The sequence below is a fragment of the Marinilactibacillus piezotolerans genome (assembly GCF_900169305.1).
Taxonomy (GTDB): Bacteria; Bacillota; Bacilli; order Lactobacillales; family Carnobacteriaceae_A; genus Marinilactibacillus; species Marinilactibacillus piezotolerans_A.
The window spans coordinates 225,479-239,184 of the sequence record NZ_FWDP01000002.1; the positions used below are offsets into that span (position 1 = coordinate 225,479).

Consider the following 13,706-nt stretch of genomic DNA (forward strand, 5'->3'; position numbering starts at 1 on the left):
GAGAAAACTTATGAATGGAATAACTGAATTTATTGAAAGTATTGCGCCGAATGTATGGGAAATCCGCGAACGAGTCGTTGAAAGTACCTGGGAAACGATTTATATGGCCCTTGTAGCTGCGCTTATTGCCGGTACTATCGGCATAATCCTTGGCATCATTTTAGTCGTTACAAACAGAAGAGGTATTTTAGAAAATGTGAAATTCTATCATTATCTTGAACAAGTCATCAACACCTGTCGATCCGTTCCTTTTATTATCTTACTAGCCCTACTGGCACCTTTTACTCGATTCATAGTAGGCACAACAATCGGAACGACAGCCGCTATTGTTCCAATTATTATCGGAATTATTCCCTTTTACTCTCGGCAAGTTGAGAATGCTTTACTTGAAGTGGATCCTGGAATTGTAGAAGCAGCAGAATCAATGGGCTCGTCTCCTCTTGAAATCATATTTGGTGTTTATTTAAAAGAAGGGTTTCCTTCACTTGTTCGAGTATCAGCTGTTTCAATCATTAATTTGATTGGTCTGACCACCATGGCCGGTGTAGTCGGAGGTGGCGGATTAGGAGATTTAGCGATTGCTAGAGGGTATAACCGATATCAGATGGATGTTACAGTCGTCTCTACTCTTTTGATCATGCTAATCGTTTTTGCTTCACAATGGTTAGGACGTGTACTGATCAGAAAAACATCCCATTAACTTATGCAGTGTTGTTTAAAAACTGTTGATACAACCTATTTAGATAAACAATATTCTTAAAGGAGAGAAAAAAATGACTACAATCACTTCTGGTACACTCGAAAAAACGATCACGGATTATATTGAAACAAACACAAAAAAATTCATTGATACAAGCCATATCATTTCAGCAAATCCAGAAATTGGAAATGAAGAATTCTTTGCTCAAAAAACACTGACTGCCCTGCTTGAGGAAGCCGGCTTCAACGTCACAAGAGATATTGCCGGTCATCAGACTGGTTTTACAGCAACAAAAGATTCTGGAAAAACTGGACCTCATATCGTATTTCTTGCAGAGTACGATGCACTGCCTGGTATCGGACATGCTTGTGGGCATAACGCCATTGGAACGCAAAGCACACTAGCAGGAATTGCACTTTCAGAAGTGATCAAAGATGTTGGCGGAAAAGTTTCCGTTTACGGAACACCCGCAGAAGAAGGTGGGCCAAACGGAAGTGCTAAAGGCAGCTTTGTGAAAGCAGGATTGTTCGATGATGTAGATGCTGCATTAATCGTCCACCCAGCAAATCGAACGGGACTAACCGGTCCGAGCTTAGCAGTTGATCCTCTAGAGTTCAAGTTCTTTGGACGAACCGCTCATGCTTCTGCTCAGCCAGAAGAAGGCATTAATGCACTCGATGCTGTAATCCAGCTCTTTACAGGAATCAATGCACTCCGCCAGCAATTAAAATCAACTATACGGATTCACGGAATCATCACTGACGGTGGAGAAGCTCCCAACATTATTCCAGAATATGCAGCAGCCCGATTCTTTATCCGAGCAGAAACCTGGGAAGAGGCCGAAGAAGTTTCTAAAAAAGTTCAGGATGTCGCTCGCGGAGCTGCTCTGCAGACTGGTTCAAGAGTAGAAATCGGCCGGTTCCAAAATGAAGTACATGAGTTTCGCATCAATTCTGAATTGGACAAAGTCCTCGAACAAGAATTGCTGAATGTTGGAGAAGAAATTGATTATACCCAAAGAAAATCTTACGGTTCAACCGATGCCGGAAATGTCAGCCGTGTAGTCCCTACTTCTCACCCGCACTTTAAGATTGGCCCAGATACATTAGTCGGTCATACAAAAGAGTTCCGAGAAGCTGCTATTTCACCTTTAGGAGATGAAGCACTCATCAAATCAGCAAAAGTACTTGCTCTCTCAGGATTGAAGTTATTAAAAGACAGAGAAACACTTGCAAAAATCAAAGAAGAATTTAAAAAAAATAAAACAAAGTGAGGAAAACAAAGATGAAAAGGAAATTTTTAGGAACATTTACACTATTATGCGCAGGGTTATTGGCTGCATGCGGAGCTAACGCTGAAGAAACCGTTAAAGTCGGAGTCGTAGGAGAAAATAACGATGCTTGGGAACATGTACGTGATGTAGTAGCTGAAGACGGAATTAATTTAGAAATTGTCACTTTCTCAGATTACCAAACACCCAATACAGCACTAGCAGAAGGAGATCTTGATCTAAATGCGTTCCAAACAGTTATCTTTTTAGATTCTTTCAATGAAGATACTGGAAATGACTTAACACCAATTGCAGACACCACTTTGAACCCGTTAGGCATTTATTCTGAACAGGTAGAAGATGTAGCCGATATTCAAGAAGGCGATACGATTGCTATCCCAAATGATGCATCTAATGAAGGCCGCGCATTGAAATTGCTTCAATTTGCAGGGTTGATTGAAGTTGATCCAGAAAAAGGAAACTATCCTCTTATTGAAGATATCACAAGCAATCCATTGAACCTGGAGATCGTGGCTATTGCCAGTAATCAGACTGCACGTTCATTGAGCGACACAACTGCAGCCGTAATCAATGTTGGAATGGCCGTTGACGCTGGATATATTCCATCAGAAGATGCTATTTTCTTAGAGTCCGCTGAAGGCGATACAGAACCTTACATCAATGCTATCGTTGCACGCTCTGAAGACACGGATAACGAAACCTATCAACAAATTGTCGAAGCTTATCAGACAGACGAAGTAAAAGAAATCATTGCAGAAACAACACAAAACTCTTCTATTCCTGTTTGGGAATAAGCAGTACAGACCAAAAACCGCACATAGCTGAGCTATGTGCGGTTCTCTTTGTTTTTGTATTAAAAAAAAGTCAATTTATCAACGCATAACAGATCCACCAGATAACAGGATATTTTCTCCCACAATATTTTCTGCAGCATCTGACAATAAAAAGGCAATCGTATTCGCTACTTCTATTGCATTCGTGATACGTCCGGACGGCAGTTTTTCGCTTTCGATTTTGAATTGTTCTTCAAAACTGTGACCTTCTCGTTCTCCTTTAGAACGGATGCCGTTTCTTCCCATCTCAGTATCTACATACCCTGGGCAGACACCGTTGACTCGGACATTATATTCAATGGCTTCTAGTGCAAATGACTGGGTAAATCCATTGAGCGCAAATTTAGATCCCGTATAAGCCGTCCCGCCATATGTCCCTCTTATACCGGAAAGAGAAGAAACATTCACGATTGCGCCCTTTTCTTCTTTCTTCATCGCTTTATAAATTCTTTGCGTTAGTAGAATCGGGACAGTGTGATTTAAGTGCATCACGCGCTCCAGCTCTTCTTGGGTCAGCTCTTCCAAAATGCCTCCGCCAGTCATCCCAGCTGAATTCACTAATAAGGAAACCGGTCCAAACTTTTCTTCTGCGGCTTGAACTAATTGTTCTCTGTCAGCTGTATCGGTCAAGTCAGCAACATATTGCAGTACCTTTGCATTCGGCGATTCTTTTTCAATTTCTTCTTTTAATTCGTTCAAAACTTCTTCTTTTCTTCCTGTGATCGTAACATCGGCACCCATAGAAGCTAGTACTTTTGCAGTCTCGCGACCGATCCCTCCGGTAGCGCCTGTAACTAAAGCATGTTGGCCTTTAAATGCATCAGATGAATAAATAGACATGACTCTCCTCCTAAATAGCTTGATTTAATCGTTAATCGTATTTAAATTGTTGCATAGAATAAAGAGATTATCTAATATTTTGTATTATTACATGGGACGAGCTCTTAATGAATATATATTTCTAAGGTAAAACAGATCATAGCTATCAAACTGGACGCAGTCCTAATGTGATTCCAAATTGTCCATGACTTTAAATATCTCTCCCATACACCTTGACTACCGTTATCTTCAGCATTTACTGCTTCCAACTGATTGTTTAACGGTACATTTCTTGTTCCTGTAACAAGAAAACAACCGATAAAATAAAATAATGACCCTGTCAAAACTATCCATGAGTCCAAAGAAGTAACAAAGAAGAGTATGATCAGCACCAAACTCGTTCCCGCTGTTCCCATAAAGAATAAGAAAAAGAAAGGATTCACCACTTTCCGATTGATCTCTTGCATAGTAGCGATTCCGTTAGATATAGTCAAAACTCCGAAAGCTTCCATAATAAAGTTCGAAAAAGCAAAAAACATTCCGGCTACCAACCCCGAACCGACCAAGGAGAAAACAACTAAGCACTCAATTAAGATTTCCATATTTACCTCCATTTACTTGTTTATGGTATAAGTTTAGTAATCTAATGTTTAAACTGTGTGCTTTTTATATTGAAATTATGTAAAACAGATAGAAACTTGCCTATAACAGTATAGTTTGTATTATACTCATGTTATAGCATTTATTTATTTGTTAATGAACATATATTCACGAACAAATCCAATGAAAATGAAACATATGATGGAGGAGACTGACATGGCGACCCCAATTTATGAACCTTTGAACACCTTAAAGAAAGTAGCAGACAATATCTGGATTGCAGACGGCGAAATCATTAAGATGCGCGTAGCAGGTGTCGGTATCCCTTTTCCTACGCGAATGACGATTGTTAAATTGAACGATACAGATTTGTGGTGCCACTCTCCTATCAAACCAGATGAACAGTTATTAGAAGAAATCAATACACTCGGAGAAGTAAAACATTTGATTTCTCCAAACAAAATTCATTACGCCTATATTGAAGACTGGAAAAAGCTCTATCCTCATGCTGTTGCCTGGTCGAGCCCAGGAGTTGAAAAACGCGCACAGTCGCAGAATATCACTGTGAAATTTGACCGTGCTTTAGAAAACAAGGCGCCTGCAGAATGGTCAAATGACATTGACCAACTCATATTCAGAGGCAGCAGAGTCATAGAAGAAGTCGTCTTCTTTCATAACCCCAGCAAGACACTGATATTAACCGATTTGATCGAAAATTTCGAACTAGAACGAACACCGAGCAGGCTTTGGCGATCCACCTATAAGCTGGCTGGAATCGCAGATCCAGATGGAAAGACTCCCATTGATATGCGCTTGACTTTTCTAGGACAGAAAGAAAAAGCGCGACAATGTTATCTTCGAATGCTGAAGTGGAAACCTGAGAAAGTCATATTGGCTCATGGTCGCTGGTACAATAAGAATGGGACTCAAGAATTGGAGCGCGCATTCAAGTGGTTGGAGAAATCGTAAAGTCTTTCTTCATCTACTGTTTAAACATAAAAAAGACTTCATGCAGAACGTATACTACGCTGATCTGTATGAAGTCTTTTTCCATATAATCTTATTTAATGTTTTTATACTCTGCTTCCAGTGCGCGTTTAACTGCAGGTCTTTCTTGAATTCGGTTAGCCCACTCTAGTAAGTGCGTATATTCATCAGCCTTCAAGAATTCCGCAGCATCACCATACAATTCTCCTTGAACAAGACGACCATACCAAGGCCAGATTGCCATATCCGCAATCGTGTACTCATCGCCTCCGATGAATGTTTTGCCTGCTAAATGCTTGTCCAACAAATCTAGCTGGCGCTTTGTTTCCATTGTAAAACGGTTGATCGGATACTCTTGCTTAGTTGGTGCGTAGTTGTAAAAATGACCAAATCCACCACCTACATATGGAGCAGCACCGGTTTGCCAGAACAGCCAGTTCATCAGTTCTGTTCGCTCAGCTAGTGTAGTCGGCATGAATTGCTCGAATTTTTCAGCTAGATAAAGCAGGATCGAAACAGATTCAAATACACGAATCGGTTCATCCACTGAGTAATCCATCATAGCCGGTATTTTAGAGTTAGGATTGATCTTCACGAAATCACTCCCAAATTGATCACCTTCAGTGATATTGATTTTGTATAAGTCGTAGTCAGCACCTTCAACGCCGGCTTCTTTCAATTCTTCCAGCATGATGGCTACTTTCACTCCATTTGGTGTTCCCAGAGAATAAACCTGCAGCGGCTTATCTCCTACCGGCAGCTCTTGTTCAAAACGGCTTCCTGCTACTGGCTGGTTCCCGAATTGATTGCTTTCGTCTTGATCCCATTCCCAAACTTTAGGGACTTCATAGTTTGACATTTTATCCACTCCTTCTAATTTACTTTCAGTATACTGATTTACTATTTTGCCGTCCACTTTCTAATATTTGATTTCTAAACTATCCCTTCTCGATTGATAGATTCTAAGTAAATTAACTATCTTTTATTAAACCAAACGACTCTAGGAATAGGCGAATCAAAACTCATTTTCCACAAAGGTTCCCGCTAAAAGATCATGAATAGCTCGTTTATCATGACGAAATAATACCATCAGCCCGCTTATTACCGTAGTTACTCCAAAAGTCGCATAGCCTAATAAGACTCTGCCGATCACTTCGCGCATAATCATATCAGACAAGCTGAGATCCGTACCATCTAGTTTTACGATTCTTATATTCATGATCTTTTTACCAATTACGTATCCATTCCAGTACACAGGAAGAAAAGTTAAATAAAATAGATAAGTTAGATTAAAGGCTAGTCCTTGTGTCCAATTGATTGATATCTCTCCAGTGCTCAGATAGATCATCATGCCGATCGGTAAAACGATGATGATTGAATCAACAATAGCTGCTAGTATTCGTATCCCGAAACCTGCTCTTTCTAGTTCAGAGCACATAGAACTTCCCCCAATTTGAAATTTTATTTATACTATCTACCTTTGCTGAGAAATATTTTAAAGTATCATTTATGTATTATATAGAATACCCCTAGGTAAGTTTGTAGGTATGTAAAGTAGTTGTCGATAAAACACTTATACTACATAAAATCTCATTTGCTACTTTTAATAGTATATTAAAAATTCAGAAAATCAAAGTCTTTTGTAACCGCTATTAATTCCTAATGCTGAATAGTATAAAAATAAAGCAACCCTTTTACGAGGGTTGCTCTGCTTACTGAACTACTTGAATTGAATTGCCATTACTCGAAACTTGTATATTTCCGTCTCTTGTCAGATAGATTGTTGTTCCTAATTCTTCAAGAGCCGAAACAACTTCTTCTTCTTCTGTGTTTTTATCCGAGCTGGTGATGATTGCATATTCAGGATTGACTGTTTCAAAAAATGTCTCGCTGTTCGCTGCAAGTCTTCCGTGGTGAGGAACTTTAAGCAGCGTGTATTCTCCTTCTGTCTGATTCATTACTTCTTCAAGCCTGGCTTCTTCTGCATCTCCGGCAAACAAGAAATAATTCTCTCCATGTTCTACACTGACAACTAGTGAGTAGTCATTATCGCTTTCATATGCATCAGCTTCTGGTGGATAGACTGTAAAGCTGGCAGATTCAATTGAAAATTTCAATGTCTCTGTCAGAACTGTAGCGGCAAGTCCCGCTTCTTCCATAGCAGTAACGAATTCCAAGTAGTCTGTACTGTCGCTTTCGTAATCCGGCACCAATACATTCTGAACGTCCACTTCATTTAAGACCGTATCTGCACCTCCGACATGATCTTTGTCAAAATGTGTGATAATCAGATAATCTATGGATGCTATTCCTTCTTCTTCTAAATACTCCACGATTTCTTCCCCATCTTCCTCTTCACCGGTATCAATGACGATAGTCTGATCCCCATTTGATAACACCATACTATCTGCACTACCGATTTTGAAAAACGTGATGTCTAAACTTTCCAGAGTATTAGCTTGACTCTGCAAAGAACAACCGGCCAGCGCTATTGAGACGACGAAAGCTGTCACCATTTTTATACCTTTATTAATGAATTTATTTTCTTTAAAAACTATTTTAGTTCCTCCTTCTAAATTATTTATATCTGTCTTACAAGTAAATGACATAAAACAACTAAAGAAATTTCTCCCATCAGATTAGGCTTTTTTAGTTCCCTGCTAAATGATTGCAGTTTGATACTTGGATTAAATGCAGGAATAACAACATAAGGTTACATACTCCCTACCTTCTTAGGAATCTTTGAGTGCATCTCTTTTAACTGTTTAGAAATTGTGTATGTCTTCTATACTCTTATTATACTCATATAGAAGAATTCATTCTCCGTAAAACTGATTGAATTCTGTGGTAATTATGTGGTAAAGAATATTTTTAGAAATAACTCCACAAAAAAGCACACGATGCCTGTAGTGAATTCAAAGATATCGTGTGCTAAGGTTTACTTATTAAATTGGTATTACGTCAATATATTGGACACGATTTAAGAGAATTTCTTAATGAAACATGGACCTGTTTTGAGGCCTCAAGGTTTCAGTAAACGTTCTAACCGCTGACGCTTTTTAGAACATTTACCGAAACCTTGAGGATAGCTAAAGACTTTCTATTTAACCGTCCTATGGTTCCGTCTAACTTAAATGACTGCTTGATCTAAGTATGCTTGCTCAATGGCCAGGGACGTTCGGTTCCCAAGTGCCGAGTGGATTCTCTTCCGATTGTAGAAGGCTTCAATGTATTGAAATAATTCTCTATAAGCCGTATCGAAATCAGGATAATTCTTTTGGTAAACTTCTTCCTTTTTTACGATAGAATGAAAGGATTCGATTACGGCATTATTGTGAGGACTCCCTTTCCGACTGAAACTATGACGAATCTCTTGTTTTTCTAGCGAAGATTCATACGCTTCGCTTGTGTACTGTGAACCAAGGTCAGAATGGAGAATGAGGCCTTCGGCCGCACCGTATCGTTGGGTTGCCTTGGTTAAAGTATCTAAGACCAGATCCACGGTCATCTGTCGGCTAAATGACCAAATCGCTTTCCGTGAATATAAATCAAGGATCGTGGAGAGGTAACTCCATTCATCTTTCCCTGTCCAAATGTAGGTGATATCCGTTACCCATATTTGGTTCAATCCAGTGGTAGAAAAATCTTGATTTAATAAGTTTACCCGATCGTCCGGCACAGGATCAACGGACCTATGGGGCCGCCATTTCTTTTGTGTAATGGAACGAATGTCCTGTTTATGCATCAGTTTTTGAACACGTTTGAGACTACAGTCTTCGTTTTCATGAGTAACCAAGATTGCATGAATTTTCGGGGCACCATACACACGCCCACTTGATTCCCATATGCGTTCAATTTTTTTGAGAATACGCCGATTTTCACGATCTCTATGCGATTCCTCGCGATTAATACGTTCATAAAAACTTGAGCGTGGAATCTCAAACAATTCCAATGTTCGCTTTAAATTGATGTCGTCTTTGATTGCGTTGAGTTCGAAAATAAAGTCATCGCGGTCTATTTTTGAGTGAACATGGCTAAGACCTTTTTTAGGATATCATTGTCTGTCTTAAGACGGGCATTCTCTGCTTTGATTTTTTCGATATCTGCTTCAGAATATCCGGTTTTTTCATCCGTGGAATATTTTTTGATCCACCGATAAATGGTTTGTTCTGCTATGCCATGTTCCTCACTTAAATTCTTTACTGAATGACCATTTTCGTACAAACTGACTAGCGTTTTCTTATAGTCGACATCATAGGTTCTTCGGTTTGACATCGATAGACACTCCTTTTCGATAGTTTATATTCTATCAAAACGTGTCCAGGATTTCATACTAACATCATCTATCAGTCATTTTTCTACTGATAGATTTAATATAAGATTTCAAATATCCCGTGACTAGTAGAAATGAATGTTCCCTCGATTTCTAAGTCACGACCATAGGATTCATAATCAATATAGTTCTGTAAGTTAGCAGGAACTTCTCCTAAAGCTCCTGTTTCTTCAATATAGTAGCGTGCGACATCTGCCATATCATCACAATCTGAATAACAAATAATATCTTCTTGATGTTCATGGAGTTCTTCAATGCTTCCAAAATGAGATTGTAGATTGGATAGTTCTGCAAGTATTTAATCTGGTAATCCCTCAGCGATCGTCCACAGGCGATTTAATTCGCCAATAGACGTGTGTTCGTCAACCTCAAAGGGTAATTCATAATCGTGAATAGCATATTCTTCGTATTCATCATTTAACCCAATACGTTCCTTTACTTCCTCAAAATCAATAGGGAGTTTAAACCATGCCCCTACTAATTCTCCCTCATTATATTTTCCTAAATTGGCAATGTAAACTTGCATATCATCCATAAAATTCACATCCTTTCTTTAAAATTTGCATAAAAAAAGCACTAGATTAATTTATCTAATGCTTTTTTATTTAACAATACGAATGTTTTTACTATTATTCTTTTTCGATTTCATTAACTATTGCATTGAATGCAAAAGTATCCTGTATTAAATTTCTAATCTGTCTAACATTTGAACAATATATAAAACTATCAAAAAGTCTTTCTCTAACATCAGGAGATAGGGTCATCTCATATTTTTTTGAAGATTCAACAAGGATTTTTTGACCGATTTTATTTTTTTCTTCACTAGTTAACTCTTTAAAATGTATAATTTTATCGAATCTATAAAATATAGGACTTCCTAGGTTTTCTTCAATCTCTTCAAGACTTAGGTAATTCGATGTACAGATTATTATTGATTTTTTTAACTCCAAATAATAGTTTTGATCCTCGTAAATTCCTTCATCAAATAGTTGATAAAAAGCACTATGAAATGAAGGATGGGCTTTATCAAATTCGTCTAGTAATAATACATTTGATTCTCTATCTAATAAATCTTTAGCAAAACTCTTTTCATAATGTGCACCACCAAAAAGATAATTAGCAAACTGACTATTTTGATACATAGAAAATTGTTTTCTAAATAATGGTTCTCCAATAATCTCTGAAATGAATTTTGCAGTTTCGGTCTTACCGATTCCAGACATTCCATATAATAGTATAACTATTGGTTTTTTACGATTAGATAAGGTAACAGGAAACAATGCTTGTAGTAATTTCTCTTTTGCACTTTTTTGACCAATAATTCTGTCATCATATTTTGAATTGATTTTTTTTAAATTATCTATATCCAAACTAATATATTCTTGATTATACACTTCTGTTTCTGGAAATAACCTCTTAATTTGATCACTAATTTGTAATGGGGGATTATGCAGATATAATCTATCATAATCAAATTTACTTAAAAAGTTATTAAAGTTAATGATCACATGTTCTCTAACGCCAGCGTATTCATCTGAACCTACAACTATATTTTCGACCCTAATCTTTTCTGGTTCACTCTTTGGTTGGGGTTGATCAGATATCTGAATAATCATATTTTTTGAATCTCTGTCATTCTCATATACTAATTCAGTTAGTGTTTTATATTGAGCTGGAATTGATTTATTAAATTCTACTCTTGAACCATAAAATATCACTATATCACTCACTAATAACACCACCTAACACTACATCGTATACATCTAGTAAATCATTTTTATCTTCATTTTTTTCCCCAGTAACTATTTCAGTAACGTCTATTTCACTTTTTTTCTTTTCGAATTTAAACTCATTTTCCATTGATAGTTGATTCATGGTGCAAGTTCCTACTTTAATTCCATAGTAAGTAAGATTCATTTTTGATAAGTCTGCTAATGTATAACTATTTTTAAAAGCGTTAATATTAAATCTTAAAACTGTTTTAGGAACAGGTTCGCTTCCTAAAAGCATTTGATAATATCCTCTATCTCCAAGTATAGCTTTATTAAGTTCAGTTAAATCAATGGGTATTTCTTCTTTAGGTACCACATTTAAATATGAACTATACATTTTATAGATGGTTATGGATTCTTCTGGAGCATATATCTCTTCAGATTTAAAGATATGAATGTTTTTATCCTCTACAGCTAGTGACAGATAATCAGTTAATAAAGTGTTTGATATTGTTGATTCCATTATTTTAGCCATTTTAGAATCATAACCTGTATTAACACTACCTGAAATAGTTGCCTTAAAAGTAGAAAAAAGATTGAATCCAGTTTTTGCTTGAGCATCTATTTCCGCTACAAGCTTAGCTAACCTTTCTTTATTTTCATTTGTTGACCAATCAATTTTTCCACCATTTTTAATGGTTACAAAATCATTAGCAGCTACTTCATCAAAGTAAATTATTTTTAAAAACTTTGAGTTTTTTGATTTTTTAGTCATTCATCAATCCTCCTATGTTTTAATTAGATATATTATATCATTATTATAGAAGTATCATGAGCCAATAATTCTATTGAATAGCTCCAATAAAATATCTTTCACACCCGCTGCATTAAAAACTAAGCCTACTGCAATAATGGCAATGATGAGAAAGCTAATCAACTTACTAAACTCACGCTTAAAGCCAAGATACAAGCCAATCACAACGATAGCCAAGAGTACCAGCGATTGAGCATTTGATAGAAACCAGTTATAAAGATTTTGTCCAAAATTCATAAAAATTCTCCTTTCTTTTTTTACAATTGTTTAATTTACAGAAACGTACTAAGTGATTATTTCCTTATCGGTTACTAACTGTTGTCTTAAAATCTTCTTATGTCGTTCCGTTAGTTTGGCATTATCCAAAACATCCTTGATAATCTGCGTTTGATTAATTTCATCTAATTTCATGGCTACCTTTAAAGTAGGTGCGACTTGATGGGACAACCAGTTCAACGTCCGTTGAAAAGAATATGGTTCTGGTTTTGTCGTTAATTTTAATTGTTCACGGTTGCTTCCAATAAACCAAGCCCATTCTTCATTGAGTTTCCAATCAGAACGGGGCTTTGTACTGTCTTTATCTACAAAACGGATATAGCGATTGATAATTTTAAAAGCAGTACGCTCCGGATTGTCATAGACTAATAAATCATGTACTGCATAATAGGCACGCTCATTTTTTAAACGAATTTCAAAACGATTTTTTACGTCTGCATCTTCAATAGGAATATTGTTTTTCTTGAACTGTTCATAGTCTTTTTCATAGATACAAAAATAGACTTCGTTTTGGAGCGAACCGATATAGAGTGTGTTTCCCATACATTCTTTTTCATTTTTGCGTATCAATTCACCGCTACAATAGCTTTTAAAACTACGGAAAACTGAAATACATTCTTCCTGTCTACATTTTTCTGTGAGGTTAGGAATATTTAAAATCCCAGTTTTATCATTAATAGCAAGGTCAAGTCGTTTCATCACGCCACCAGCCACTAAGGCGTCCATAAAAAACTCATCCCAGCTTCTTTGCTGTGCCAAAAGATAACTTTCAAATTGACGACAACCACGACCTTTTAATTCAACCAGTACTCCTTTATCTATCTCATGGGAGCATAGAATAAATATATCACCTAAAACATAATGTTCTGTATAAGAGTAGAATCCATAATCCTCATGAAGCATATAGGAAATTTTCAACCTCAAAATATCCTCAATCACGTGTTTGACATCTGTTGTAGGAAATCGAATCCTCACATAATCAAAGAGCATTTCAAGGGGAGCGTCTGGATTGAATCGTTCCAGTGTTTGCCAAAGTGATTCTTGTAGTTCATCTGATGGCTTTACTTTGCCTGTTTCAATGTCGCTAAGATATTGTCTTGTAATGCCTGTTGCAATTGCCATACGATTTTGTGAAAGCCCATAAGCAAGACGTTTTTCTTTTAATTCCTGTACCCAAGTCTTTTCACTCAGCTTAATCTCTCCAATCAAAAAAGCGTATGTCAACTGTTGAAGCTCATTTGACATACGCCCAAATTTTCTAAATCCCTTATAACCAAAGGGTTTTCTACTATTTTTTGTCTGTTTCTTGTTGTTTTGTACCCCCCTGTTAGATACGGGGGG

15 protein-coding genes and 1 pseudogene are annotated in these 13,706 nt (G+C 37.0%); 4 read left to right on the forward strand and 12 right to left on the reverse strand.

Annotated features, from left to right (window positions below):
• The first annotated feature begins 19 nt into the window (after positions 1-19).
• From B6F02_RS01070 to B6F02_RS01080, 3 genes are all read left to right on the forward strand, one after another.
• Positions 20-700, forward strand: coding sequence for a methionine ABC transporter permease (locus tag B6F02_RS01070; protein ID WP_080145704.1), 681 nt, complete (start codon positions 20-22; stop codon positions 698-700).
• A 73-nt stretch (positions 701-773) separates the two neighbouring features.
• On the forward strand, positions 774-1,973 hold the full coding sequence (locus B6F02_RS01075; protein WP_080145552.1) for a M20 family metallopeptidase: 1,200 nt from the start codon (positions 774-776) through the stop codon (positions 1,971-1,973).
• Positions 1,974-1,984: 11 nt separating this feature from the next.
• A complete protein-coding gene (locus B6F02_RS01080; protein ID WP_080145553.1) occupies positions 1,985-2,785 on the forward strand; it encodes a MetQ/NlpA family ABC transporter substrate-binding protein in 801 nt (266 codons plus the stop codon).
• 78 nt (positions 2,786-2,863) lie between these two features.
• On the opposite strand, the gene B6F02_RS01085 is transcribed toward B6F02_RS01080, so the two are convergent.
• Both B6F02_RS01085 and B6F02_RS01090 read right to left on the reverse strand, forming a co-directional pair.
• Positions 2,864-3,664 (reverse strand): SDR family NAD(P)-dependent oxidoreductase, encoded by an 801-nt coding sequence (locus B6F02_RS01085; protein ID WP_080145554.1) that lies wholly within the window; start codon positions 3,662-3,664, stop codon positions 2,864-2,866.
• 104 nt (positions 3,665-3,768) lie between these two features.
• A complete protein-coding gene (locus B6F02_RS01090; RefSeq protein WP_080145555.1) occupies positions 3,769-4,245 on the reverse strand; it encodes an anthrone oxygenase family protein in 477 nt (158 codons plus the stop codon).
• A 214-nt stretch (positions 4,246-4,459) separates the two neighbouring features.
• Here B6F02_RS01090 and B6F02_RS01095 point away from each other — a divergent pair, with 214 nt between their 5' ends.
• Positions 4,460-5,212, forward strand: a complete 753-nt coding sequence (locus B6F02_RS01095; protein ID WP_080145556.1) for a DUF4336 domain-containing protein — start codon at positions 4,460-4,462, stop codon at positions 5,210-5,212.
• A 91-nt stretch (positions 5,213-5,303) separates the two neighbouring features.
• Here B6F02_RS01095 and yghU read toward each other — a convergent pair whose 3' ends face one another.
• From yghU to mobT, 10 genes and pseudogenes are all read right to left on the reverse strand, one after another.
• Positions 5,304-6,089: a glutathione-dependent disulfide-bond oxidoreductase gene (gene yghU / locus B6F02_RS01100; RefSeq protein WP_080145557.1), complete on the reverse strand. Its 786-nt coding sequence runs from the start codon at positions 6,087-6,089 to the stop codon at positions 5,304-5,306.
• Between the two features lie 156 nt (positions 6,090-6,245).
• Positions 6,246-6,668: an RDD family protein gene (locus tag B6F02_RS01105; RefSeq protein WP_080145558.1), complete on the reverse strand. Its 423-nt coding sequence runs from the start codon at positions 6,666-6,668 to the stop codon at positions 6,246-6,248.
• A 274-nt stretch (positions 6,669-6,942) separates the two neighbouring features.
• Positions 6,943-7,746, reverse strand: a complete 804-nt coding sequence (locus tag B6F02_RS01110; protein ID WP_179128498.1) for a ComEC/Rec2 family competence protein — start codon at positions 7,744-7,746, stop codon at positions 6,943-6,945.
• A 614-nt stretch (positions 7,747-8,360) separates the two neighbouring features.
• Positions 8,361-9,248 carry an IS3 family transposase gene (locus B6F02_RS01115; RefSeq protein WP_143745167.1) on the reverse strand — a complete coding sequence of 296 codons (888 nt, stop codon included), beginning with the start codon at positions 9,246-9,248 and terminating at the stop codon, positions 8,361-8,363.
• On the reverse strand, positions 9,245-9,505 hold the full coding sequence (locus B6F02_RS01120; RefSeq protein WP_080145561.1) for a transposase: 261 nt from the start codon (positions 9,503-9,505) through the stop codon (positions 9,245-9,247). Before B6F02_RS01120 ends, B6F02_RS01115 begins: the two co-directional genes overlap by 4 nt.
• Positions 9,506-9,600: 95 nt before the next feature.
• Positions 9,601-10,098 (reverse strand): annotated as a pseudogene (locus B6F02_RS01125) (antirestriction protein ArdA).
• 94 nt (positions 10,099-10,192) lie between these two features.
• Positions 10,193-11,293 carry an AAA family ATPase gene (locus tag B6F02_RS01130; protein ID WP_080145562.1) on the reverse strand — a complete coding sequence of 367 codons (1,101 nt, stop codon included), beginning with the start codon at positions 11,291-11,293 and terminating at the stop codon, positions 10,193-10,195.
• Positions 11,286-12,050 carry a DUF6414 family protein gene (locus tag B6F02_RS01135; protein ID WP_080145563.1) on the reverse strand — a complete coding sequence of 255 codons (765 nt, stop codon included), beginning with the start codon at positions 12,048-12,050 and terminating at the stop codon, positions 11,286-11,288. The genes B6F02_RS01130 and B6F02_RS01135 overlap by 8 nt, the downstream gene beginning before the upstream one ends.
• Before the next feature lie 54 nt (positions 12,051-12,104).
• Positions 12,105-12,326 carry a hypothetical protein gene (locus B6F02_RS01140; RefSeq protein WP_080145564.1) on the reverse strand — a complete coding sequence of 74 codons (222 nt, stop codon included), beginning with the start codon at positions 12,324-12,326 and terminating at the stop codon, positions 12,105-12,107.
• A 48-nt stretch (positions 12,327-12,374) separates the two neighbouring features.
• Positions 12,375-13,610, reverse strand: coding sequence for a MobT family relaxase (gene mobT / locus B6F02_RS01145; protein WP_080145705.1), 1,236 nt, complete (start codon positions 13,608-13,610; stop codon positions 12,375-12,377).
• Positions 13,611-13,706: the final 96 nt, after the last annotated feature.